At 29.5% G+C, this 25,132-nt stretch carries 20 protein-coding genes and 1 pseudogene; 16 read left to right on the top strand and 5 right to left on the bottom strand.

Features of this window, described 5'->3' with window-relative positions; genetic code table 11:
* Position 1 precedes the first annotated feature (1 nt).
* Positions 2-988, bottom strand: coding sequence for a DUF1028 domain-containing protein (locus L3J60_RS03575; protein ID WP_291974117.1), 987 nt, complete (start codon positions 986-988; stop codon positions 2-4).
* Positions 989-1,237: 249 nt separating this feature from the next.
* Between L3J60_RS03575 and purB the strand changes: the two genes are divergently transcribed.
* The 15 genes and pseudogenes from purB (at position 1,238) to L3J60_RS03500 (ending at position 19,599) form a co-directional block, all read left to right on the top strand.
* Entirely contained in the window at positions 1,238-2,581 is a 1,344-nt protein-coding gene (purB, locus tag L3J60_RS03570; RefSeq protein WP_291974116.1) for an adenylosuccinate lyase, read from the top strand.
* The gene (locus tag L3J60_RS03565; protein WP_291974115.1) at positions 2,581-2,946 is read left to right on the top strand and encodes a hypothetical protein; all 366 of its coding nucleotides are present in this window, start codon (positions 2,581-2,583) and stop codon (positions 2,944-2,946) included. Before purB ends, L3J60_RS03565 begins: the two co-directional genes overlap by 1 nt.
* Positions 2,947-2,949: 3 nt before the next feature.
* Positions 2,950-3,782 (top strand): annotated as a pseudogene (locus L3J60_RS03560) (TerC family protein).
* 123 nt (positions 3,783-3,905) lie between these two features.
* Entirely contained in the window at positions 3,906-5,216 is a 1,311-nt protein-coding gene (locus L3J60_RS03555) for a TolC family protein (RefSeq protein WP_291974114.1), read from the top strand.
* Positions 5,217-5,228: 12 nt separating this feature from the next.
* The gene (locus L3J60_RS03550; protein WP_291974113.1) at positions 5,229-6,311 is read left to right on the top strand and encodes an efflux RND transporter periplasmic adaptor subunit; all 1,083 of its coding nucleotides are present in this window, start codon (positions 5,229-5,231) and stop codon (positions 6,309-6,311) included.
* A gap of 47 nt (positions 6,312-6,358) precedes the next feature.
* Entirely contained in the window at positions 6,359-9,553 is a 3,195-nt protein-coding gene (locus L3J60_RS03545; protein ID WP_291974112.1) for an efflux RND transporter permease subunit, read from the top strand.
* 27 nt (positions 9,554-9,580) lie between these two features.
* Positions 9,581-9,886 carry a hypothetical protein gene (locus tag L3J60_RS03540; RefSeq protein WP_291974111.1) on the top strand — a complete coding sequence of 102 codons (306 nt, stop codon included), beginning with the start codon at positions 9,581-9,583 and terminating at the stop codon, positions 9,884-9,886.
* Positions 9,887-9,897: 11 nt separating this feature from the next.
* Positions 9,898-10,083, top strand: a complete 186-nt coding sequence (locus L3J60_RS03535; protein ID WP_291974110.1) for a DUF2892 domain-containing protein — start codon at positions 9,898-9,900, stop codon at positions 10,081-10,083.
* Between the two features lie 67 nt (positions 10,084-10,150).
* Positions 10,151-10,438, top strand: coding sequence for a hypothetical protein (locus L3J60_RS03530; RefSeq protein ID WP_291974109.1), 288 nt, complete (start codon positions 10,151-10,153; stop codon positions 10,436-10,438).
* 43 nt (positions 10,439-10,481) lie between these two features.
* On the top strand, positions 10,482-12,698 hold the full coding sequence (locus L3J60_RS03525; RefSeq protein ID WP_291974108.1) for a TonB-dependent receptor: 2,217 nt from the start codon (positions 10,482-10,484) through the stop codon (positions 12,696-12,698).
* A 267-nt stretch (positions 12,699-12,965) separates the two neighbouring features.
* Positions 12,966-14,690, top strand: a complete 1,725-nt coding sequence (locus L3J60_RS03520) for an NAD(P)H-dependent oxidoreductase subunit E (RefSeq protein ID WP_291974107.1) — start codon at positions 12,966-12,968, stop codon at positions 14,688-14,690.
* A 17-nt stretch (positions 14,691-14,707) separates the two neighbouring features.
* Positions 14,708-15,970, top strand: a complete 1,263-nt coding sequence (locus L3J60_RS03515; RefSeq protein ID WP_291974106.1) for a 2Fe-2S iron-sulfur cluster-binding protein — start codon at positions 14,708-14,710, stop codon at positions 15,968-15,970.
* Between the two features lie 15 nt (positions 15,971-15,985).
* On the top strand, positions 15,986-17,437 hold the full coding sequence (locus L3J60_RS03510; protein WP_291974105.1) for a Ni/Fe hydrogenase subunit alpha: 1,452 nt from the start codon (positions 15,986-15,988) through the stop codon (positions 17,435-17,437).
* Positions 17,406-17,864, top strand: coding sequence for a hydrogenase maturation protease (locus tag L3J60_RS03505; protein ID WP_291974104.1), 459 nt, complete (start codon positions 17,406-17,408; stop codon positions 17,862-17,864). Before L3J60_RS03510 ends, L3J60_RS03505 begins: the two co-directional genes overlap by 32 nt.
* 103 nt (positions 17,865-17,967) lie before the next feature.
* Positions 17,968-19,599 carry a M1 family metallopeptidase gene (locus tag L3J60_RS03500; RefSeq protein WP_291974103.1) on the top strand — a complete coding sequence of 544 codons (1,632 nt, stop codon included), beginning with the start codon at positions 17,968-17,970 and terminating at the stop codon, positions 19,597-19,599.
* Here the strand turns inward: L3J60_RS03500 and L3J60_RS03495 are convergent.
* The 4 genes from L3J60_RS03495 to L3J60_RS03480 form a co-directional block, all read right to left on the bottom strand.
* Positions 19,596-20,018, bottom strand: coding sequence for a secondary thiamine-phosphate synthase enzyme YjbQ (locus tag L3J60_RS03495; protein ID WP_291974102.1), 423 nt, complete (start codon positions 20,016-20,018; stop codon positions 19,596-19,598). The genes L3J60_RS03500 and L3J60_RS03495 overlap by 4 nt on opposite strands.
* Positions 20,019-20,470: 452 nt before the next feature.
* Positions 20,471-21,673 carry an L-2-hydroxyglutarate oxidase gene (lhgO, locus tag L3J60_RS03490; protein WP_291974101.1) on the bottom strand — a complete coding sequence of 401 codons (1,203 nt, stop codon included), beginning with the start codon at positions 21,671-21,673 and terminating at the stop codon, positions 20,471-20,473.
* Positions 21,663-22,973, bottom strand: coding sequence for an MFS transporter (locus L3J60_RS03485; protein WP_291974100.1), 1,311 nt, complete (start codon positions 22,971-22,973; stop codon positions 21,663-21,665). Before L3J60_RS03485 ends, lhgO begins: the two co-directional genes overlap by 11 nt.
* Before the next feature lie 68 nt (positions 22,974-23,041).
* Positions 23,042-23,863 (bottom strand): M48 family metallopeptidase, encoded by an 822-nt coding sequence (locus L3J60_RS03480; RefSeq protein ID WP_291974099.1) that lies wholly within the window; start codon positions 23,861-23,863, stop codon positions 23,042-23,044.
* 66 nt (positions 23,864-23,929) lie between these two features.
* Here L3J60_RS03480 and L3J60_RS03475 point away from each other — a divergent pair, with 66 nt between their 5' ends.
* Complete coding sequence (locus L3J60_RS03475; protein WP_291974098.1) at positions 23,930-24,802, top strand: alpha/beta hydrolase; 873 nt, start codon at positions 23,930-23,932, stop codon at positions 24,800-24,802.
* Positions 24,803-25,132 lie beyond the last annotated feature (330 nt).

Raw genomic sequence — 25,132 nt, 5'->3', positions numbered from 1 at the left:
TTTAAAGTTGTAATATTTTATCTAAATCATTTTTAGATACTGTTAATAATTTTGCTTCTACTAATCTTGGAGTTAACGTTTTCCAGTTACTATTTATTTTGAAAATAGCTTTAAATATTTTAGAAGCCTCTTCTATTTCTCCATTATTTGCCAAAGTAACTGCGTACCAATATTTCATTTCTAAATTATCTGGATTCAATTTTTGAGCCTTCATATAATATTTTTTTGCCAACTTATTATTACCTGTTTCAACTGCCAAATCTCCTTTATTCATAAATTCATACGCTTCCTGAATGGTTAGTAACCTTCTCATTTCTTTAATAGGATTTGGATTATCTTCAACTCTTAAATCAACCACCTTATCATCCCAACTATTTCCTGTGCTTTTAGCTTTTACTACCAAAATTGCTGCCGATTGTTTTCCTCTAATATCACCACCTTCTTTTTGTGCGGCTTCTAACGCTGCCATTAACCTTTCAGCCAAACTTCCTTTAGTAGTTTTAAAAGCTTCTGCCATTGCTGGCCAAACCGTATTTTTCTCCATTAAATTTGCTTGAACAGAAAAATTATTTCCAACTATATTTCCCGCCTCTGCAATACAATTTTTACCAGTATAGGAAAAAACATTTCCTTTGGAATCCAAAATTGCTAGCTGACGAACGTCTCTTCCTGCATCTAATTTTAACAAATCTTCAACCGCCATTTTAGGAGTTAGTCCATTTTCCAACAAACTTAATCCTCTTGGTCCAAAAGATGGATTAATAAAAGATTGAGTAGCCACTACACCAACGCCTGCTTTTCCCCAAGCCACCAAACTACCTACAGAAAACCAATGTGATTGTACGGCTACACCCATTTCACCCGTAATAGTATCACGAGCAACAATTGAAAATGTGTGTGCAAATGGTTCTTTTTTTGAGTAGACTTGTTGTGCTTGTAGTTGTGTAGTTAAAAAAACAACTATTAAAAGAATTACTTTATATTTCATCTGTTTTAGTTTTAATTTCTAAAGATATTACAAACTTTTATATTTTTAAACTTATTTTTGAACTATGAGAATTTCAAATTTTTGGTATTACGTTATTATTGCGGTAGTTTTACTACATATAATTGTTGGTTTTGGCTATTTAATGTACAAGTTATCTCCTAAGAAAAAGGACAAAGAAAAAAGCTAATTTTTACAATTTTTATTAAGGTTTATTTCCTTAATTTTGTTTTTTAACATCAAACTAAAAAAATGTCCTTAACTAAATTAAATGCTATTTCACCTATTGATGGACGATACCGATCAAAAGTAGAAAACTTAGCTCCTTTTTTTTCTGAAGAAGCTTTAATTAAATACCGAGTAAAAGTAGAAATTGAATATTTTATTGCCTTAGTGGAAATTCCTCTTCCTCAATTAAAAGATTTTGACAAATCACTTTTTACAGAATTAAGAAGCATTTATAATAACTTTTCTACCCAAGATGCTCAACAGATTAAGGATATTGAGAAAGTTACCAACCACGATGTTAAAGCTGTTGAATATTTTATTAAAGAAAAATTTGACCAACTTCAACTTCAAAAATATAAAGAATTTATTCATTTCGGATTAACATCGCAGGACATTAATAACACGGCGATTCCGTTATCCTTACACGATGCTTTTGATGCTGTTTATTATCCTGAATTAGCAAATTTATTATTAAAATTAAAAGAATTGGCTTTGGAATGGAAAGATGTATCAATGTTAGCCAGAACTCACGGACAACCTGCTTCTCCAACACGTTTGGGAAAAGAAATTCAAGTTTTTATTGAACGTATTGAACAACAAGTAACCCAGCTTCAAAACATTCCTTATGCTGCAAAATTTGGTGGTGCAACTGGTAATTACAACGCACATAAAGTTGCTTATCCAAATATAGATTGGAAAGCTTTTGGAACACAATTTGTAGAAAAAGTATTAGGATTATATCATTCTTTTCCAACTACTCAAATTGAACATTATGACCATTTAGCTGGAATTTTTGATGCTTTAAAACGCATTAATACTATTTTAATAGATTTTGATAGAGATATTTGGACTTATGTTTCTATGGAATATTTTAAACAAAAAATTAAAAAGGGTGAAATTGGTTCTTCTGCAATGCCACATAAAGTAAATCCGATTGATTTTGAAAATTCCGAAGGAAATTTAGGAATTGCAAATGCCATTTTTGAACATTTATCTGCAAAATTACCAATTTCAAGATTACAACGCGATTTGACCGATTCAACGGTATTAAGAAATATTGGTGTTCCGTTTGGACATACAATTATTGCCTTTAATTCTACGTTAAAAGGATTAAATAAGTTAATCATTAACAAAGAAAAATTCAAAGCAGATTTAGATAATAATTGGGCGGTTGTAGCAGAAGCTATCCAAACTATTTTAAGAAGAGAAGCCTATCCCAATCCGTATGAAGCTTTAAAAAATTTAACAAGAACCAATACTAAAATCACCCAAAAATCTATTGCCAATTTTATTGATGAATTACAAGTTTCTGATACTATTAAAAATGAATTAAAACAAATAACACCTAATAACTTTACTGGAATCTAATGAAAAAGATAACTTTTCTACTCGTATTTTTTGCAATCTATGCTTGTAACAACAAACCTTTAAATCCTGATAGGTTTAAACATGGAAATTTTGAAATTCCTGAAGGAAAAGGTTATAGTACCACATTTATTACAAGAACCGATACCTTGCAAATTGAAAAATATGATGATAGAATTGATACGCTTTCCATCCTCTGGAAAAACAATTTTAATTACACGTTGAAAATGCTTCACCCAAAAAATGCTATTGATGAAGAACCTATCCATGTTAAAATAACAAGTCTTCATAATAATTCTTATGATTTTGAAGCCATAATTGGACATTCAAATTACATTCAAAAAGGGACTATTTTGATAAAAAAATAAATTATGGAAATATTTTTACAAGCAAACACTTGGATTGCTTTATTAACATTAACATTTTTAGAAATTGATTAGGTATTGATAATATTATTTTCATTTCAATTATTTCAAATAACTTAAAACCTAAAGAGTAACCAAAAGCTAGAAATATTGGGTTATTATTAGCTATGGTTTTTAGAATTGTTTTGCTTTTTGACATTACCTATGTATTAAAGTTACAAAATGCATTATTTTATATAGATATATCTTGGCTAAAAGCTGGAGTTACAGGACAAAGTTTAATAATTATGGGTGGAGGACTTTTCTTACTTTATAAAAGTGTATCCGAAATTCACCATAAATTAGAAGGAGTTGAAGAAAGTAAAACAAAAAACTCAAAAAGTGGTTTGTGGAATGCTATTATCCAAATTTCAGTGTTAAATGTCGTTTTTTCTTTTGATAGTATTTTAACAGCTATTGGACTTGTAAATTTAGATAATCCACCAGCAGGCTTTGGTTATGAAGGTGGAATGCTTATTATGATTTTGGCAGTTATAATCTCCATTTTAATGATGATGTTATTTGCCAGCCCTGTTAGTAAATTTGTAAATGAACACCCAACCATACAAATTTTAGGACTTTCTTTTTTAATTTTAATTAGTGTAATGTTGTTGGCTGAAGTCTCTCATTTAGCAAACGTGGTATTATTAGGTAACGAAGTACACAGTATCCCTAAAGGATATTTATATTTTGCAATTTTCTTTTCATTATTTGTAGAGTTTTTAAATTTAAAAATGAAGAAAGGCAAAAATCCTGTACAACTACATGATTCAACTTTACTTGAAAATGAACAAGATTGAAGTAAAATAATTCAAAACTAAAATTTTATTTTATGTAACATTTATTACAAAAGTGTGTAATTTTTATTACTGTCTGCATTTTTTGCTTGACTTAGTTTTGCATCAAACTAAAAATCAGAAACTATGCGAAGTAAAAAAGTAATATTATTTACATTTTTCCTATTTAATTTTGTTATTATTTTAGCACAGAGTAAAGGTGTAATTACTTTAGAAGATGTACTGTTAAAAGTTGCAGATAATAATTATACTATTAAAATTTCAAATGAAGATTTTAAAGCAGCAAAAGCAGATTTTAATCAAACTAGCGCCATTTTGCTTCCAAGTATTTCTATTTCTCATACAGGAATTACTACTACAAATCCTTTAATGGTCTTTGGTTCAAAATTAAATCAGGAAATATTAACTCCTGAAGATTTTGATCCAGCCTTATTAAATAACCCAAAAGAAATTCAAAATTACGCTACAAAAATAGAAGTAAAACAACCTATTTTAAATGTTGATGGTTTACTAATGCGTAAAGCTGCAAAAGCAAAAATGAATGCTTTAAATTTAAGTGCTAATCGCACCAAAAATTATATAAAATTAGAAGTTACCAAAGCATATATGCAATTACAAGTTGCATATAAAGCTGTACAAGTTCTAAATAAAGCAAAGGTAGCAGCTATTGCTAATAAGAAAGTGGCGGAAAATAATTTTAAACAAGGTTATCTTCAAAAAGCAGACATATTATCTGTTGATATTCACGTTACAGAAGTTGAAAATCAATTATTAAGTGCAAAAAGTGCTGTAAAAAATGCTTCAGATTATCTTCATTTTTTAATGGGCGAAAAAACTACTACTACGTTAAAACCTGCTAACAACCTAGAAGCAACAATTGATACAGACATTTATGATCTAACTTTATCTAATACTAGAGATGACATTCAGGCAATGCAAAAAAGTACTGATGCTTATAATTATATGTATAAAGCTTCTAAAAATACCTATTTACCAACACTAAATGCTTTTGGAAGTTATGAAATGTATGACAATCATTTATTTGGTACACGAGCTAAAGGATATGTAGTTGGAGCACAACTTTCTTGGAATGTATTTGAAGGATTTAAACGAATTGGAAAAATTCAAAAAGGAAAAGCAACCTATGATAAGGCACAAATTAGTCTTGAGCAATACAAAAACAAAAGTTCACTTGAATTTAATAAAGCAAAACGACAATTAAAAGATGCCGAAAATAAATTAAAACTAACCGCTTTAGCTGTTAAACAATCTAAAGAAGAATTACGAATTAGAACAAACCGATTTAAACAAGGATTAGAAAAAACTTCTGATCTATTAATTACCGAAACTAAATATTTACAAAAACAATTAGAAAATTTACAAACAGTTTTTAGTTACAATTACTCAAAAGCTTATGTTAAATTTTTACTTAACTAAAAAAAACTATTCATGAAAAATATAACTATAATTTTATCTTTATTTACGCTAGTATTTGCTAGCAGTTGTGGGAATAACAAAAAAGAATTGGCAACTACACCAACAATAAATGTTAAGTTAGGCACACCAATAATAGAAAATGAAACCTATATTTTGGCCAGCGGAAAAATTGAAGCGGTTCAAAATGCCAATTTAAGCACACGAATGATGGGTTTTGTAAATCAAGTTTACGTAAAACTTGGACAAAAAGTTAATAAAGGACAATTATTACTAAGTATTAATAGTACGGATATAACCGCTAAAAAAGCTCAAGTAGAAGCTTCAATTACTGAAGCAACTGCAGCATTTAATAATGCTAAAAAAGATTTTGACAGATATACTGCTTTATACAAAGAAAAAAGTGTTTCGCAAAAAGAAATAGATGATATTACTACTAATTATCAAATGGCAAAAGCACGATTAGATGCTGCTACTCAAATAAAAAATCAAGTAAATTCACAATTATCTTACGCTAATATTACGGCTCCTTTTTCAGGAATAATAACAGGAAAATACATCAATAAAGGAGATATGGCAAATCCCGGCGTACCACTTATTAGTATTGAAACTCCTGGGAAATACCAAGTAATTGCTTTAGTAACTGAATCCGAAATTACTGCTATAATTCCGAAAGAAAAAGTTAAAGTCCTTATAAAATCTAGTAATGAAATTGTTAATGGTACGGTTGCCGAAGTTAGCTCTTCTGCAAAAAATAGCGGAGGACAATATTTAGTTAAGGTATTATTAGATAAAACTAATACAAAAATTTTATCAGGAATGTTTACATCAGTCCAATTTCCAGTTAAAAATACACCAAAATCTTTAAACTCAACTAATGCCATATTAATCCCTATAAGTTCACTGATGCACAAAGGTCAATTATCTGGTATTTATACTGTTAGCGACACAAACATTGCTATTTTGAGATGGCTTCGTTTAGGGAAAACTTACGGAGATAATATAGAAGTTTTATCAGGATTAAATGCTAATGAACAATACATAGCTTCTGCCGATGGAAAATTATTTAACGGAGAAAAAGTTATCATTCAAAAATAATTTTATCAAAATTAATCTGATACTAATTACTAAAAAAATCAAGAAGCATGCAAGAAGGAATTTCAGGTAAAATTGCAAACATATTCATCAATTCTAAATTAACCATTTTATTGATGATTGCATTAATGGCAATAGGAATATATAGTTCTTTTTTAATACCACGAGAAGAAGAACCTCAAATTATTGTTCCTATGGCCGATATTATGGTTGGTTATCCAGGTGCAAGCCCAAAAGAAATGGAAAGTAAAGTGGTTATGCCACTTGAAAAAGTGATTTCAAATATAAAAGGAGTTGAACATATCCATAGCATTGTTATGGATGGTAAAGCAATGATGGTAATTCAATTTTATGTTGGAGAAAACACCGAAGACTCCTATTTAAAATTATATGATGAATTAATGCACCATCAAGGTATGCTTCCAAAAAAAGCTACACAACCGTTAGTTAAAACGCGTGCTATTGATGATGTGCCAATGCTCGGACTTACTTTATGGAGTAAAAATTATAGTGATTTTGATCTTCGGAAATTAGCAGAAGAAGTTTCTTCGGAAATTAAAAAAGTAAAAGATGTCTCTATAACCAAAGTTATTGGCGGACGAAATAGAGTGCTTAAAATTATTTTGGATAAGGATAAAATGGCAGAACAAGGTATTGATCCGCTAACTATTATGCAAATGATTAAAGCCAATAACAGTAGTTCTCAATCAGGAAGTTTTAATAAAAATGATAAAGAATATTTAATAACTACTGGAAAATTTTTAAGCACTGCTGATGATGTAAAAAACTTAGTAATAGGTATTTACAAAAACACACCTGTTTACTTAAAACAAGTAGCCACCGTTATAGATGGTCCTGAAACACCAAAAAGTTATGTTGCGTTTGGTTATGGAAAAGCCAACAATAAGTTCAAAAATAGTCCAAGTGACTATCCTGCAGTAACCATTTCCATAGCAAAAGTAAAAGGTGCTGATGCCATGAAAATTTCCGAAAAAATATTAAAACAAATTAAATACTTAAAACAAAGCTTAATTCCAAATGATGTTCATGTAACTATCACCAGAAATTATGGTGAAACTGCTTCGCATAAAGTAGGAGAATTACTACTTCATTTAGGAATTGCCATTTTAGCAGTAACTATTTTAGTAATGTTAGCTATGGGCTGGCGTGGTGGATTAGTAGTTTTCTTTTCTGTTCCGTTAACTTTTGCACTAACCTTGTTTAGCTACTATTTATTAGGTTATACCTTAAATAGGATTACATTATTTGCCTTAGTTTTTGTGGTTGGTATTGTGGTTGATGACAGTATTATTATTGCAGAAAATATGCATAGGCATTTTAAAATGAAACGGCTACCATTTAAACAAGCCGCTATTTATGCTATTAATGAAGTTGGAAACCCAACTATACTAGCAACTTTTACTGTAATTGCAGCTATTTTACCAATGGCATTTGTATCGGGTATGATGGGCCCTTATATGAGTCCAATGCCAATTGGAGCCTCTATTGCTATGATTTTATCTTTATTTGTAGCCCTTACTATAACACCTTATTTAGGCTATCATTTATTGCGAGAAAAAGATAAGCAAAAAAAGAAAAAAGAAAAAGGAATAAAAACCAATTGGATTTATAAAATTTATGAAAAAATAGAGCTTCCATTATTAAATAATAAAACGCGACGTTGGGCAATGCTTGGTACTATTTTTATATTACTAATTGGTTCAATTCTAATGTTTTTCACAAAATCAGTAGCCGTAAAAATGTTGCCTTTTGATAATAAAAATGAATTTCAGGTAATTATTGATATGCCAGAAGGTACTACCTTAGAACGAACTGCTGTAGTTACTAAAGAAATTGCACAATATGTTAATCAAGTTCCAGAAGTAGTTAATTATCAGACTTATATAGGAACCTCATCTCCAATTACATTTAATGGACTAGTTAGGCATTATGATGTTAGAGGAGGTAGCAATATGGCAGATATTCAAGTAAATTTATTACATAAATCTGAAAGAAAATTACAAAGCCATGATATTGCCAAAATTCTTCGAAATAAAATACAAGAAGTTGCTGCTAAATATAAAGCTAATGTAAAAGTAGTAGAAGTTCCACCAGGACCACCCGTATTATCTACTATTGTAGCTGAAGTCTATGGTCCAAATTATAAAGACCAAATAAAAGTTGCAAAACAAGTAAAAGATATTTTAAAAAATACTAAAAATGTAGTAGATATCGATTGGATGGTTGAAGCCCCCCAAATAAAATACAAATTAGATATAGATGAAGAAAAAGCAATGCTAAATGGTATTGCTCCAAAACAAATTGTAGGTAATCTAACTTATTTATTAGGTGAATATCCTATTTCTGATTTATATGATGAAAATTCGTTTGATCAAGTTCCTATGATTATGGCTTTAGATGATAAAGACAAAACCGATTTACAAGATATTTTAAACTTAAAAATAAGAGGAAAACAAGGAAATGTTGTTCCTGTAAGTGATTTAGTTAACGTTGAAAAAGACACCTTACCAAGAACTATTTTTAGAAAAGATCAAAAACGAGTAGTTTATGTAACTGCAGATATGGCCGGAGGGTTAGAAAGCCCAGTGTATGCCATTTTAGGAATGACTAAAAAACTTCAAAAAATAAAACTACCTAAAGGATATAAACTTAATGAATTATATAGTAAACAACCTGATAATGAAAATAATTTTACGGTTAAATGGGATGGGGAATGGCAAATTACACTTGATGTTTTTAGAGATTTAGGCACTGCATTTTTAATAGTTATTGTTATTATTTATATGTTGATTGTTGGTTGGTTTCAAAACTTTAAAACTCCATTAGTAATGATGGCTGCCATACCACTATCCTTAATTGGAATAGTATTTGGTCATTGGTTATTAGGTGCATTTTTTACAGCAACTTCATTTATTGGAATGATAGCTTTGGCTGGTGTTATGGTCAGAAATTCAGTATTACTTATTGACTTTATAGAAATTAGACTAAATGAAGGAGTACCCATTAAACAAGCAATTATTGATGCAGGTGCCGTTAGAACTACTCCAATTTTATTAACAACAGGAGCTGTTGTTATTGGTGCTTCTATCATATTGTTCGATCCAATTTTTCAAGGATTAGCTATTTCATTAGTGGCAGGAGCAGTAGTTTCAACCTTATTAACATTAATTGTAGTTCCTGTAATTTATTATTTATCAGAAAAAAACAAATGGGATTCAAAATAAAATTGACTAACGCTAAATAAAATAATTATGAAATTAATAGTAATCACTGCCGTTAAGGAATTTGAAAAGGATATTAAGCGAATATTAAAAAATTCAGATATCCCTAATTTTTCCTATCAAAATATTATTGGCTACAGAAACACCTCCAAAGAAGCGAGTTTAGATGATTGGTTTCCAGGAGAACGCCATGAAAATAACTCTATAATGTTTTATGCATTTTTCAAAAAAGAAGATACTGAAGAATTATTTAGTAGAGTTAAAGCTTTTAACGATAAACAAGAATCACTATCAAAAGTTCATGTTGCAGTTTTAAACGTTGAAAAATCAAATTAAAAAATATAAAAATGAAACAAAGATTAATTAGAGCAATTGCAGGAACTTTTATCCTAATCAGCATATTATTAGCTATTAAAATAAATATTAATTGGCTATGGTTTACAGCCTTTGTTGGGGCAAACCTATTACAATCTTCCATTACAAAATGGTGTTTAGTAGAAGTAATATTAGAAAAGTTGGGGGTTAAAGATTAGTTTTCTCTAACTTTGCAATCTAAAAAATAAAGCCATCCATAAAGGAACTAAAAATATAATCTCCTATTTGTTTGTAATTGCTGTGTTGTTTCCAATTACAGCACAGTTTTCTCATGCTTTCACAAAACATCATCACGCACAAAAAATAGGAAATCATCAAGTGCAAATGACAGATTATACTGCCAATTGTGCTATTTTTCATTATCAACTTAACTATAATACCATAGATTTTTCTTCGGATTTTTCTTTTTTAGAAAAAGTCAATATTGAAGATAAAAACTATGTTTATCACTCAATTAGAGTTTTATTTCATTATCATTACAAATCTTCAAGAGCTCCTCCTTATTATTGTTAATATCCGTTTTTACATTTAAAAATTAACAATAAAATTAAAATTCATGAAATACTATTTCTTAATCCTATTTATAGGATTTAGTACGCTTACCCAAGCTCAAAATAAATTAACAGGCAAAATTACAGATACTAAAAATCAACCCTTAAGTGGTGTTGATATTTATATTACAGAACTTCATAAAGGAACTTCTACGGATAGTAACGGAAATTATACGATTACTAATTTACCAAATGCAAATTTTGTAGTTACTGCGGCTTTTATTGGCTACCAATCCCAAAATAAAAATATTCAAATTTCAACAGGAAATAATACAGCTAACTTCACATTAAAGGATGCTGTTTTTAAAATGGATGAAGTCATAATTTCAACTCCTTTTAATAAATTACAATCTCAAAATGTAATGAAAGTTGAAAGAGCAAGTATTCAACAATTAAAAAATAGAGGTGCTGCAACTTTGATTGAAGGGATAACTTCCTTGCCTGGCGTATCGCAAGTATCTACTGGTGTTGCCATTGGAAAACCAGTAATTAGAGGTTTACGTGGAAACAGAGTTTTAGTATATTCACAAGGATTACGACTTGAAAATCAGCAATTTGGAGCAGAACACGGTTTAGGTGTAGATGAATCTAGTGTAGAAAGTGTTGAAGTAATTAAAGGACCTGCTTCGTTACTATATGGCTCAGATGCAATGGGTGGTGTGCTATTTTTTAATCCACTAAAATTTGCTGAAGACAATTCATTTAAACTAAATATCAACCAAAAATATTTTTCCAATACCGATGGATATAGCACTTCATTTGGATACAGAAAATCTTATGAATCTTGGAAATTTTTAGTTAATGGTACACATAGACTTCAAAGTGACTATAAAATACCAAATAAGATGAGAGTTACTGATTCTCGTTTTAATGAAACTATATTTAACGCCGCTACAAATTACAACAATAAACTAATTTCTAGCACTCTACGATTTAATTTTGATCATACTTTAGTAGGTATTCCAGAAGAAATTGGTGCTCAAACAAAACAAAAAACACATACCTATCCGTATCAAGATTTAACGAACAAAATGATAAGTTTCAACAACATTATTTTTCTACCAAATTCTAAAATAACCTCCACATTTGGTTTTACCTCTAATGATAGAAAAGAAATTGAAGCACCTAATACAAATGCCAATACAATACCGGCTTTACATTTAAAACTTAAAACTTATAGTTATGATATTAAATGGCATCTGCCAAAACTAAAAAACTTTGAATCTATTTTAGGAATTCAAGGTATGCATCAAAAAAACAAAACTTTAGGTGTGGATGTACTAATACCAAATGCTCAAATTAATGATATTGGTGTTTTTGTAACGGGTAATTATACCATAAATGAAAATAGTTTTCAAGGAGGAATTCGTTTTGATAACAGAAACCTATCTACTAAAAAAAGTATTGACACAGAACAACATGTATTTAATGCTATTGATAAATCCTTTAAAAACGTAACTGCTTCTTTTGGGTATAAAACCACTTTATTTGGTGCTGTAACCAGCCGATTTAATTTTGCAGCAGGCTTTAGATCTCCAAACTTAGCAGAATTAACATCAAATGGAGTACATGAAGGTTCTAATAGATACGAAATTGGAAACAATAATTTACAAAGTGAACATAATTTTCAATCAGATGTTGCCTTAGAATATAAATCTACCCACTTTGAAATTTTCGCAAACGGATTTTATAACGGCATTAATAAATACATTTACATTGCTCCTACTGGTGAAATGCTCGATAATAATGTTGTTTACAATTACATTCAAAATAATGCAGAATTGTATGGTGGAGAATTTGGATTTCATATTCATCCACATCCAATAGATTGGTTACATTTTAATAGTAGTTATGAAACGGTTATTGGCAAACAAAGTAATGGAACTTATTTACCTTTAATTCCTGCAAATAAACTTACAAATACCTTACGTATTGAGCTAAACGAAAAAGAATGGTTGAATAATGGTTTCGCTGCAATAACATATGAAAGTCATTTTAAACAAAATAATGTAAGTGCTTTTGAAACATCAACAAACTCATATAATTTAATAAATGTTGGTGTTGGTGGAACTATTAAACTAAAAAAAATAGATTTCACTATTAATTTTAACGTGAATAATTTAGCAAATACTTCTTATGTTTCTCACCTATCTCGATTAAAAATAGATGGGATACCAAATATTGGAAGAAATTTTATTACAAGTGTAAAATTTACATTATAAATCCATCATTTTAAGCAACTTATCTTTAAAATTCATTAATTATAAATTTTATTTAATATTATTCTTAAAAAAACAGGCAAAATATCCTCAAATAAATACATAAATAATTAAACTGTTTACAATTTTTTAGATTATATAATTAATTATTTTATTGTTTTATTTTAAACTTTTGAATTAAATGCAATTCAACTTTAGTAAGCAAAAAGTCAAGAATTTAATTTGTTTATTTCGTAACTTTAGTTACAATTAATTCAAAAGTTTTTCCGTATGGAAAGAACACATCTTCTTAACTTGTTGTGGAATCAACAAAATGCTCAAGGCTTTATTTCCCAAAGTGCTATAACTGAAATAGCCAAATTGTTAAAAATATCAACTATTGAAGTTGAAGGGGTCATTACCTTTTATCATTTTTTTCATCAAAAACCCACAGGAAAATATATTATTTATTTAAATAATAGTATAATTTCTGAGTTTAAAGGTTTTAGGGAAGTTAAAACAACTTTTGAAAAAGAAACAGGTTGCGTTTTTGGAAAATATGACAACAATCCACTGTTTTCACTTTTTGAAACTTCTTGTATAGGTTTAAGCGATCAAGAACCAGCAGCTTTAATTAATTTTTATCCTTTTACAGATTTAACTCCTGAAAAAGTGATTTCAATAATTAAGGATTTAAAAAATAATATACCTATTAAAACTATTGCTGATAACCCTAAAAGTAAAATACAATACATTCCTGAAGATGATAAAACTGTATTTTTTAAGGATTATACTCCTGGAAATTCAATAAACAAATTGAAAGAAAATAATGCGGATTCAATTTTAAAAACTATTGCTGATGTTAATTTAAAAGGTCGTGGCGGTGCATTTTTCCCTACAGCCTTAAAATGGCAAGCCTGTAAAAAAAATTCAGCTAAAACTAAATACATTATTTGCAATGCTGATGAGGGAGAACCTGGAACATTTAAGGATAAAATCTTACTTATGGAATTTCCTGATCTTGTTATTGAAGGAATGATTATTGCAGCTTTTGTTGTAGGTGCCAAAGAAGGTATTATCTATTTAAGAGCAGAATATAAATATTTATTGCCAAAACTTAAAGAAACAATCCATAACTTCTATAATAACAATTATTTAGGTGATAAAATTTTAGGCATTAATAACTTCACCTTCAATTTAAAAATACAATTAGGTGCTGGAGCCTATGTTTGTGGTGAAGAAACTGCTTTAATTGAATCGCTAGAGGGTAAACGAGGAGAACCTAGAATTAGAAAATATTTTCCAACAGATGTTGGATATCTAGGAAAACCAACCATTGTTAACAATGTTGAAACCTTTGCTAACGCAGCAAGAATTATTGAATTAGGAGCTGATTATTTTAAAAACATTGGAACTGAAAAAAGTAAAGGAACAAAATTAATAAGTGTTTCTGGTGATGTAGCAAAACCTGGAATCTACGAGATTGAATGGGGAATGACCGTTAAAGAACTTCTTCAATTATGTCAAGCTACTGCTCCAAATTATGTTCAAATTACTGGTCCTTCTGGTGAATGTATTAACGAAACTGAATTCAATAGAAAAATTTGCAATGAAGATTTAACCTGTGGTGGAGCCATTATGGTTTTTAACAAATTCAGAGGCATCATTAAAATTTTAGAAAACTTTACTAAATTTTTCAGGTCAGAATCTTGCGGTGTCTGTACTCCTTGCCGTGCAGGAAATCAAATTTTATTTGAAAAAATTAAAAAACTTAAAAAAGGTTTATGCACCTCAACAGATTTACAAGAAATAAAGGATTGGGGAAACATAATGAAATTAACTAGTCGCTGTGGTTTAGGTAAAACTGCTTCAAACACTTTTTCAACCGCAACAGAAAAGTTTAGCGACTATTTTAAATTTAAAATTTTAAGTGAAAACGAAAATCAAAACGTTGAATTTGATATGGAAAGTGCTATTCAAGATTTTGATAGTATTATTAAAGATAATCATCATTAATTTAAAACTCAACAATTATGAAAACTGTAACTTTTAAAATTGATGGTAGAGTTTGCACTACAAAAAAAGGAAAAAATTTAATTGAAGCCGCAAAACAAAACGGAGTCTTTATTCCAACATTATGCCATTTCAAAAATAGAAACCCATTAGGAACTTGCCGAATTTGCTCCATAAAATTAAATGGCAGAAGTATTGCAGGTTGCACTATTCAGGTAGATGAAGGCATGGATTTTGAAGTAAACTCTACTGAAATGTTAGATGCAAGAAAAGCTATATTAGAAATGATGTTTGTAGAAGGTAATCACTTCTGTCCCTCTTGTGAAAAAAGTGGCGATTGTGCCATGCAAAATTTAGGATACGAAATGGGTATTAGATATACTCGTTTTCCTCATTTATTTGTGGATCGATTGGTAGATGCAAGACCCGAACGTATTGTAGTAAATCAAAACCGGTGTATTAGATGTAAACGCTGTGTTGAAGAAGTAAAAACTAAAGATGGTTATACTGTTTTTAACGCTACCAATAGAGGAAATGAAACTGTTATTGGAATTGATTATAAACAAGAAGCAAAATTATCTGAAGTTGAGGCAGAACGTGCAATGGAAATTTGTCCTACTGGCTCTATTTTAGTAAAAGGAAAATCTGTGGCAAAACCTTTTGGTCAACGAAAATATGATTATGGACAATTAGGAGAAACTATTCCATTTAATAAAACTAAAATTAACCACACAAATGGAAATAAAAAAATAGTTGCTACCACTTCTTTAGCTGGTTGCTTTGGTTGCCACATGTCTCTGTTAGATGTAGATTTAGGTCTTTTAGATTTACTAGAAGTAATAGAATTCAATAAATCACCTATTACAGATATTAAAAAATTTAGCAAACACTGTGATATTGGTTTAATTGAAGGTGGTTGCTGTAATACTGATAATATTGAAGTATTAAGAGCCTTCCGCAAAAATTGTGACATTTTAGTTTCGGTTGGTGAATGTGCTATTTGGGGCGGTTTACCTGCCAATAGAAATACAATTCCTCTAGAAGAATGTTTAAAAGAAGCCTATTTAAATTCTATGACTAGTGAAGATAATGAAACTTGTATTCCCAATCATGAAGATATTCCTAAAATTTTAAACAAAGTATATCCAAATCACGAAATAGTTAAAATTGATTATCATATTCCTGGCTGCCCACCAAATGCTAACCATATTTGGAGTGTTGTTAAAAATATTTTATTCGATGAAGAATTTTCAATTGCATATCCTGAATTTAAATATGATTAATCAAAAATTGATCAAATGAAAACAAAAAAAATAATAATAGATCCTATTACTCGTGTTGAAGGCCACGGAAAAGTTACCATTAAAATTGATGAAAATGGCAAAGTAACTAATGCTTATTTACACATTGTTGAGTTTAGAGGTTTTGAAAAATTTATTCAAGGACATCCTTATTGGGAAGCTCCTGTACTAGTACAAAGATTATGTGGTATTTGCCCAGTAAGTCATCATTTAGCAGCAGCAAAAGCCATTGACCAATTAGTTGGTGTTGATCCTGAAAATTTATCTCCAGCCGCAACTAAATTAAGAAGATTATTACATTACGGACAAGTTTTTCAATCACACGCATTACATTTCTTTTATCTAGCATCGCCAGATTTGTTGTTTGGAATTAATGCTCCTGCCGAAAAAAGAAATATTGTTGCTGTCGCTGAAGCCAATAGAGAACTTGCCAAAAAAGGAATTTTAATGCGAAAATTTGGACAAGAAATTATCAAGGCAATTGCGGGTAAAAAAATTCATGGAATTATGGCAACACCTGGCGGAGTTCAAAAAACATTTACCAAAAATAAACGCTCCTATTTTTTAGATGGTACACAAATTCCAAATATTGATACTATGATTGAATGGTCACAAGAAATTATTGACTTTATAAAATCGTATCACGCCAAAAACAGTAATTGGATTAACCATTTTGCTGCATATCCATCAAATCATCTAAGTTTAGTTAATAAAGAAAATGGTGCTTTAGAATTTTATGATGGCAGACTTCGCTCTATAGATTTTGCAGGTAATGAATTATTAAACATTGAAGATATTGAATATAAATATCATTTTAAGGAAGCTGTTGAGCCTTGGTCATATCTTAAATTTCCATATATGTTAAAATACGGTAGAGAAAATGGTTGGAATAGAGTCGGTCCATTGGCACGTTTAAATACTTGTGCTTTTATTCCCACACCATTAGCTGAAGCTGAACGAATTATTTTTAAACAACAAAGTAATAATTCAGTTAATAATATGACCATGCACACACACTGGGCTCGTTTAATTGAAATGTTACATTGTGCTGAATTGATGAAAGAACTTCTATTAGATGATGAATTATTATCTGATGATTTAATTAGAGAAGGTATCTCTAGAAATAGAGGAATTGGAATTATTGAAGCACCAAGAGGCACACTAATCCACGAATACCACACAGATAATCAAGGGATTATTACCAAATGTAATTTAATAGTTTCTACAACACATAACAATGAAGCAATGAATAAAGCAGTTAGGCAAGTAGCTGAAAATATTTTAACAGATGTTCCTGAAATTACAGAACCTATGTTAAATCAAATAGAAATTGCTATAAGAGCTTATGATCCTTGCTTAAGTTGTGCCACTCACGCTTTAGGGGAAATGCCTTTAATTGTTGAAATAGAAGATAACAATGGAAACCTTATTGACAAAAAAATTAGATAAAACACTTATAATTGGTATTGGAAATAACACCAGACAAGACGATGGACTTGGCTGGTGTTTTTTAGACGCTTTAGAAAAAGAAGGTTACAATACCGATAATTTATTGTATAAATATCAATTAATGGTAGAAGATGCCGAAACTATATCCTATTATGATACTGTAATTTTTGTTGATGCTAGTAAAGATAACCTCAAAAATGGATTCTCAATTGAGCCTTTAAAAGCATCTTCAAAATTTGAATTTACAACGCATTCCGTTCCTCCAAATCAAATTTTAAATTTGTGTGAAACTGTATATCATAAAACACCCAAAGCATTTGTGATAAAAATTGAAGGTTTTAAATGGAATTATAAAATTTTGTTATCAAAACAGGCCAAACTAAATTTGAAAAAAGCACTTTTATCATTTAAAAAATTAAGCAAATAATTTATTTTCATTCAAAAAAATGATAAATACAAGTTTTCGACTTTCTTAGATAACACCTCTAAAATTATTAGTATATTCATATTATAGAAAATAAATCTATTTTATGAAAAAAATATTAATAACTATATTCTTATTATTAATTATAACTCCAGCTTTTGCACAAGTAAATAAATTCACACATCAAGATACGCTTAGAGGTTCTATTACAAAAGAACGTATTTGGTGGGATTTAAAACATTATAATTTAAACATAAAAGTAAATCCTAAAACAAAATCTATCTCAGGAAAAAATATTATAACCTACAAGGTGCTTAATAGCAATCAAATTATGCAAATAGAGTTACAAAAACCTATGAAAATTACCAAAGTAACTCAAAACAACACTACTCTTAATTATAAAAAAGATGGTTATTCTTATTTTATTGAATTAAAAAACAAACAACTGATAGGTGATAAAAATGAAGTAACTATATTTTTTAAAGGAAAACCCAAAATTGCTGTACTACCACCTTGGGACGGAGGTTTAACTTGGGAAAAAGATAGTAATGGCACAGATTTTATAGCAACTTCTTGTCAAGGTGATGGTGCTAGTCTTTGGTGGCCTTGTAAAGATCATATGTACGACGAGCCTGATAGTATGAATATAAATATTACAACCCCAAATAATTTAATGGATGTTTCAAATGGTAGATTAAAAAAAGTAACTATAAATAATGATAACACAAAAACATATCATTGGGTGGTAAGCAATCCAATTAGTAATTACGGAGTTAATATGAATATTGGTGATTATGCCCACTTTTCAGAAAAATATAAAGGTGAAAAAGGCATATTAGATTGTGATTATTATGTGCTGAAAGAAAACCTAATTAAAGCAAAAAAACAGTTCAAACAAGTTCCAAAAATGTTAGAAGCCTTTGAGTATTGGTTTGGGCCTTATCCTTTTTATGAAGACAGTTATAAATTGGTTGAAGTACCTTATTTAGGAATGGAACACCAAAGCTCTATAACTTATGGAAATCACTATCAAAACGGCTATTTAGGAAGAGATTTAAGCGGTACAGGTTGGGGATTAAAATTTGATTATATTATTATTCATGAATCTGGTCACGAATGGTTTGCAAATAATATAACCTATAAAGATATTGCTGATATGTGGATTCATGAAAGTTTTACAACCTATTCTGAAAGCTTATTTTTAGATTATTACTATGGTAAAAATGCAAGTAGTGAATATATTATTGGTCTAAGAAAAAATATTAGAAATGATAAACCAATAATTGGCAGTTATAATGTAAATAATTCTGGTTCTGGAGATATGTATTCTAAAGGTGCAAATATGCTACACACCTTAAGACAATTAGTGAATAATGATGCCAAGTGGAGAGAAATTCTTAGAGGTTTAAATAAAGAATTTTACCACCAAACAGTAACCACCAAACAAATTGAAAACTATTTAAGTGAACATACAAAAATTGATTTATCAGCCTTTTTTAATCAATACTTGCGAGATATTCAAATTCCAGCATTAGCCTATAAAATTTCTGATAACACATTAACTTATAAATGGATTAACATCGTTGACCATTTTGATATGCCTTTAAAAGTGAAGATAAATGATTCTGAAAAATGGATATTCCCAACAAATAAATGGAAGAAATTAAAACTAGATTCACCAGTATCAACATTTAAAATTGATAAAAACTTTTATGTAAAATCAAAAAGAATAGATTAGTTACCAAAAGCAGTCAACACTAACTTACGAGAGCCTCCACTATTTCTATGTTCACATAAAAAAATACCTTGCCAAGTTCCTATATTTAATTTACCATTTGTAATAGGTATTTGCAAAGAACTACTTAAAATAGAGGATTTAATATGTGCAGGCATATCATCAGCCCCTTCCATTATATGAGTAAAATTATTATTAATTTCTGGAACAAGCTGATTAAAATAATTTTCAAAATCTGTACGAACTGATGCATCAGCATTTTCATTAATAGTTAAACTTGCTGAAGTATGTTTTATAAAAACTTGTAATTGCCCAGTTTTAATATTTTTAATCTCTTCAAATTGATTTAAAATAGTAGCTGTAATTAAATGAAATCCTCTTTTGTAAGGATTTAGTCTAATTTCTTTTTGGTAAAATTCCATGTGATTAATTTTTATAACAATTTAGTAATTTAATACTTTTAAAGTAATTGTATAAAAAACTGCCTTTAAATTTCCTAACTTTTACAGTAATTACAAAACTACACGTCATAACGAGACCTGCGTAGCAGGGCGTGGTTATCTCTCCCTAAAAAAACAGATTGCTTCGTTGCACTCGCAAGGACGTCATAACAAGGAGCAACGCAATGAAGTTATTTCTTAAGGTTCTGTTGTAAGATAATGTGGAACTATCTTTCACGCTTATAGTCAGTACGTTATAGTCTTTAAAATAATTGAAAATTTATGCAATGTGTGATTTTCTGCACTTTTTCCTTGTACTGACCTGAAAATTCCACAATCTTCTAAAACAGAACCTTTCTTAATAAGAAATTAATATCATAAGATTGCCACAGTTTTTTCAAAACTTCGCAATGATAAAATCATATTCTAAAATGCTAATTCAATACATGTCCCACTATTTCATCGGCAATGGCTAAACAAGAAGTTGCTGCTGGTGAAGGTGCATTTAATACGTGAATATTACCATTATGTTTCATAATTTTAAAATCATCCACCATATTTCCATCATAATCAATAGCTTGAGCACGAACTCCTGCACGTGATGGTTGTACATCATCAGGTGTAATACTTGGCATCATATGTTTTAGTGCATTTACAAATAATCGTTTAGAAAAAGCTCTTTTATATTCATCAATTCCTTTATGCCAGTTTTTAAAAAATAATTTCCAAGTTCCTCCAAAAGTCAAAGCTTCAAAAGTATCTCTAAAACTAAAACTTGTTCGCTTATAACCTTCTCGTTTAAAGGTGAATACCGCATTTGGTCCACATTCTACTCCGCCATTAATCATCCGTGTAAAATGAACTCCTAAAAATGGATATTTTGGATCAGGAACCGGATACACTAAATTGTTTATTTTATGGGAGGCTTTATCAGTTAATTCAAAATAATCACCTCTAAAACCAACAATATGCATATCTAATTTTAAGTTATCTTTTTCAGCAGTTCTATCTGATTGCAAACCTGTACAAAAAATTACTTTTTCAGCAGTAAAGTTCCCTAAAGAAGTTTCTAATTCGGTTATATTTTCTTTTGAAGAAATCTTTTTAACTTTACAATCAGTAAAAAGTTTACTGTTAGGGTTAATATTTTCAACTAATTCTACAAATTTATTTGAAACCCCAACATAATCAATAATTCCTGTAGTAGGAACCCAAATAGCTTTTATGGCTTCAATAAATGGTTCTTTTTCTTTGATTTCATCTGCTGATAAAAACTGAATTCCTTCTGTTTTATTTTCTAATCCTTTTGCGTATATATCTTCTAGAATTGGTAGGTCTTCTTGTTTTGTAGCAACAATTATTTTCCCACAAATATCATATTTAATAGCATATTTTTTAGCAAATTCTACTAATTGGGCTCTTCCATTTTTACAATTTTTTGCTTTATAAGAACCTGGAGTATAGTAAATTCCTGAATGCATAACTCCTGAATTTCTACCCGTTTGATGCATTCCTACTTTAGATTCTTTTTCAAGTATCGCTATTTTTTTTTGAGGAAATTTTAATTGCAATTTATACGCTGTTGCTAAACCAACAATACCTGCTCCAACAACAATAAAATCATATTTATTGGACATACTTTGTTTTTCTAACAAAGGTCAGCAAAACAAAAGATAAAACAAAGAAAATACCTAAAAACAATACACTATATTGCATAGATCCAGTTAAAGAAACCAACATGCCAAAAATAATCATTCCAAATACAATAGCTAATTTTTCGGTAACATCATAAAAACTAAAAAAAGTAGCATGATCTTCAGTTTTTGGCAATAATTTTGAATAAGTTGAACGTGATAAAGATTGAATAGCTCCTAAAACCAATCCAATTAATGCTCCTAAGCCATAAAAATAATAAACTACATTTTCTTGATTTTTATCTAATGAGAAAGCGGAAACACAAACTACTGCCCAAATAGTAATTGTGATTTTTAAAGTAGCTAAATTTCCTATTTTATCTGATAATCTAGAAAATAAAAAAGCACCAACAATAGCAACTATTTGTACCAATAAAATAACTATAATTAAGTTTAAGGTTGGTAAATTCAATTCTTTACTACCAAAAATACCTGCCATTAAAATTATAGTTTGTACACCAACGCTAAACATAAAAAACGCTAACAAAAAGAATTTCAATTCATTATGCTTGAAAACTTCTTTGGCCACTACTTTTAATTCTTTTAAACCTTTCCAAATAAAATCTTTTTTAGGTTTTCTATTGTACACATTATTTGGCAATCGTTTATAGGTAATTTGTGCAAAACCAAACCACCAAATACCAACCAATAAAAAAGTGATACGAGAAGCCATTCCTGCATCTGGAATACCAAATAATTCGGGTTTATTAATCATTACTAAACTAAAAAGCAATAGAAATATAGAGCCTGTATAACCAAATATAAATCCTTTGGCACTAACATCATCTTGTTGTTCAGGATAAGCAACTTCGGGTAAATACGCATTGTAAAAAACAATACTTCCCCAAAAACCGATACTTGCCAAAATGGTAAAAACAATACCTACCCAAAGGGTTTCTTCTCCTTTAAAAAAGAATAAGCTCATAACTGATAAAGAACCAATTAAACAAAATGCTTTTAAAAATTTTAATTTATTTCCCGTATAATCTGCAATACCTGATAATATTGGAGAGATAAAAGCAACTACCAAAAATGAAAATGCTAGCGTGTAATCATACAATGTTGTTGGAGTCCATAGTGTTCCTAAAAACGAAATTTTCCCATCTATATTTTCAAAAGAATCTGTTAAACTACTGTAATAAATAGGAAAAATTGCCGTACTAATTACTAAAGAATATACTGAATTTGCCCAATCGTAAAATGCCCAAGCATTTATTAATTTTTTATCTCCTTTTTGTAACATAAAATAAAAACCGCTCTAATTTTTAGAACGGTTTACAATATACTATAAATATTTTTTATATGGATTGCTTATTGATTTGTGTTTAACTGTTGAGCATTATATTTTTTTGCCAAGGCTATGGCTGTTGGCAAATAAGCTTTCAGATTTTTAATCCTTGTTTGATCAGATGGATGCGTACTTAAAAATTCTGGCGGTTTATTTCCTTTGGATTGCTGACTCATTCTAATCCATAAATTAATCGCTTCTTTTGGATTATATCCTGCCATGGTCATAAAAACCATTCCTAATTTATCTGCTTCAGTTTCATGAGTTCTACTAAATGCTAATAAACCAACACCTGAACCAACACCAAAAGCTGTATTCCAAATTTGTCTAGTTTTTGGATCTTTATTAGAAGTACTCAACGCAACTGCAAGTCCCCCAGCTTGTTGTAATATTCCAGAAGTCATACGTTCTTGTCCGTGTTTAGCAAATGCATGAGCAATTTCGTGTCCCATTACCGCAGCAATACCATCTTTATTTTTACAAATTGGTAAAATACCTGTGTAAAAAACTACTTTTCCACCAGGCATGCACCAAGCATTTACTGTTTTATCTTCAATTAAATTGAATTCCCATTTATAACTATTCGCTTCCTTTACCATGCCATTTGCACGCATAAACCGATCTACAGCTTGAGAAATATTTTTTCCAACTTCTTTAATTTCATTGGTTTCCTTTACATTTTTAGAAATTTTATTTTCTTTTAAAAACCCTTGATATTGTGCAAAACTGGCAGGTAGCACTTGTTCATCACCTACAAAATTTAATCGTTTTCTACCAGTTATAGGAACCGTACTACAACTATACATAAATAAAAACAGTACGGATAAAGAGGTGATTTTTTTCATTTTTTAGTTTTTTTTAGAGAATTCTAAAATTACAAATTCTATATTTACATTCAAAATAAACTTTTTATGAACCGCCAAAAACCAGAAGAATTTAAACCACAAATTAATTATACCAAAATACCTAAACCCATTTTAATTATAGGTAAAGTGTTACAAGCTATTTCTACAAATTTAGCGACTAAATTTGCTATAAAAATATTTAGTACTCCTATAAAATTCAAAACTCCTGAACGTGAAAAGATAATGGAGAAAAGTGCTAAAAAGGAAATGGTTTTAATTCCTGAGTTACAAAAAAAAATCATGGTGTATTCTTACGGATATTCAAAAAGGAAAGTTTTATTGGTTCACGGTTGGTCTGGAAGAGGAACTCAATTGTATAAAATTGCCGATAAATTATTAGAAAATGGATTTATGACTATTAGTTTTGATGGCCCAGCTCACGGACACTCCACGGGTAAAACCACTATGATGAGTGAATTTATAACCTCCATAATACATCTTGAAAAAATATACGGCCCGTTTGAAATTGCTATTGGACATTCATTAGGCGGAATGGCGGTTTTAAATAGTATTAAACAAGGCTTGCAGGTGAAAAAAGCTATTAGCATTAGTGCAGGATGTGTAATTACGGATATTATTAAAGATTTTGTTGCCAAATTAGAATTAAAACCAATTATGGTTTCAAAAATTAAAGAAAATTTTTTTAAGAAATTTGGTGAAGATATTGATAATTATTCGGCTAATGTAGCTGCAAAAAAAGTTACTATTCCTGTCTTAATAATTCATGACACCAATGATAATGATGTTCATGTAAGTTGTGCACATAACATTCGTCAAAATTTACAACAAAATGAATTACTAATTACTAATAACTTAGGACATAGGCGTATTTTAAAAGATGACTTTGTTATTAAACAAATTATAAAATTTATTAAATAAACCTGTTGTGCATTATGATAAAATTTCGTCAATTCCTTTAGATTAGCAAACTGATAAAAACATTTAAATTTGTTAAAAGAAAAAGAATGGGGTGAACTAGGTCAGTTCGTAGTTTTTGATAACTAACACTCGTATTAGTCCCCATTCTTTTAAATCCGGTTACAAGGACCAAATAGAATTTAAGATCCGATGGGATATCGGACTACCTTATAAAGGTTTTAGTCAACGTAACCATTTTAATAAACTTAAATACAAAGTTATGAGAATTAAACAAACAATTGGTATTGACATCAGTAAATTAACATTTGATGTTCGTATACACAGTAATCA

This window comes from Lutibacter sp., assembly GCF_021647475.1.
Taxonomy (GTDB): Bacteria; Bacteroidota; Bacteroidia; order Flavobacteriales; family Flavobacteriaceae; genus Lutibacter.
The sequence above is the reverse complement of the archived record's forward strand: the minus strand, read 5'-3'. Positions and strand labels throughout refer to the sequence as shown.

Coding starts and splice junctions, on each gene's coding strand:
- L3J60_RS03575 (WP_291974117.1), bottom strand. CDS start 988: ATGAAATATAAAGTAATTCTTTTAATAGTTGTTTTTTTAACTACACAA.
- L3J60_RS03520 (WP_291974107.1), top strand. CDS start 12,966: ATGGAAAGAACACATCTTCTTAACTTGTTGTGGAATCAACAAAATGCT.
- L3J60_RS03565 (WP_291974115.1), top strand. CDS start 2,581: ATGAAAAAGATAACTTTTCTACTCGTATTTTTTGCAATCTATGCTTGT.
- purB (WP_291974116.1), top strand. CDS start 1,238: ATGTCCTTAACTAAATTAAATGCTATTTCACCTATTGATGGACGATAC.
- L3J60_RS03540 (WP_291974111.1), top strand. CDS start 9,581: ATGAAATTAATAGTAATCACTGCCGTTAAGGAATTTGAAAAGGATATT.
- L3J60_RS03555 (WP_291974114.1), top strand. CDS start 3,906: ATGCGAAGTAAAAAAGTAATATTATTTACATTTTTCCTATTTAATTTT.
- L3J60_RS03535 (WP_291974110.1), top strand. CDS start 9,898: ATGAAACAAAGATTAATTAGAGCAATTGCAGGAACTTTTATCCTAATC.
- L3J60_RS03505 (WP_291974104.1), top strand. CDS start 17,406: ATGGAAACCTTATTGACAAAAAAATTAGATAAAACACTTATAATTGGT.
- L3J60_RS03550 (WP_291974113.1), top strand. CDS start 5,229: ATGAAAAATATAACTATAATTTTATCTTTATTTACGCTAGTATTTGCT.
- L3J60_RS03500 (WP_291974103.1), top strand. CDS start 17,968: ATGAAAAAAATATTAATAACTATATTCTTATTATTAATTATAACTCCA.
- L3J60_RS03515 (WP_291974106.1), top strand. CDS start 14,708: ATGAAAACTGTAACTTTTAAAATTGATGGTAGAGTTTGCACTACAAAA.
- lhgO (WP_291974101.1), bottom strand. CDS start 21,673: ATGTCCAATAAATATGATTTTATTGTTGTTGGAGCAGGTATTGTTGGT.
- L3J60_RS03525 (WP_291974108.1), top strand. CDS start 10,482: ATGAAATACTATTTCTTAATCCTATTTATAGGATTTAGTACGCTTACC.
- L3J60_RS03545 (WP_291974112.1), top strand. CDS start 6,359: ATGCAAGAAGGAATTTCAGGTAAAATTGCAAACATATTCATCAATTCT.
- L3J60_RS03475 (WP_291974098.1), top strand. CDS start 23,930: ATGAACCGCCAAAAACCAGAAGAATTTAAACCACAAATTAATTATACC.
- L3J60_RS03485 (WP_291974100.1), bottom strand. CDS start 22,973: ATGTTACAAAAAGGAGATAAAAAATTAATAAATGCTTGGGCATTTTAC.
- L3J60_RS03510 (WP_291974105.1), top strand. CDS start 15,986: ATGAAAACAAAAAAAATAATAATAGATCCTATTACTCGTGTTGAAGGC.
- L3J60_RS03480 (WP_291974099.1), bottom strand. CDS start 23,863: ATGAAAAAAATCACCTCTTTATCCGTACTGTTTTTATTTATGTATAGT.
- L3J60_RS03495 (WP_291974102.1), bottom strand. CDS start 20,018: ATGGAATTTTACCAAAAAGAAATTAGACTAAATCCTTACAAAAGAGGA.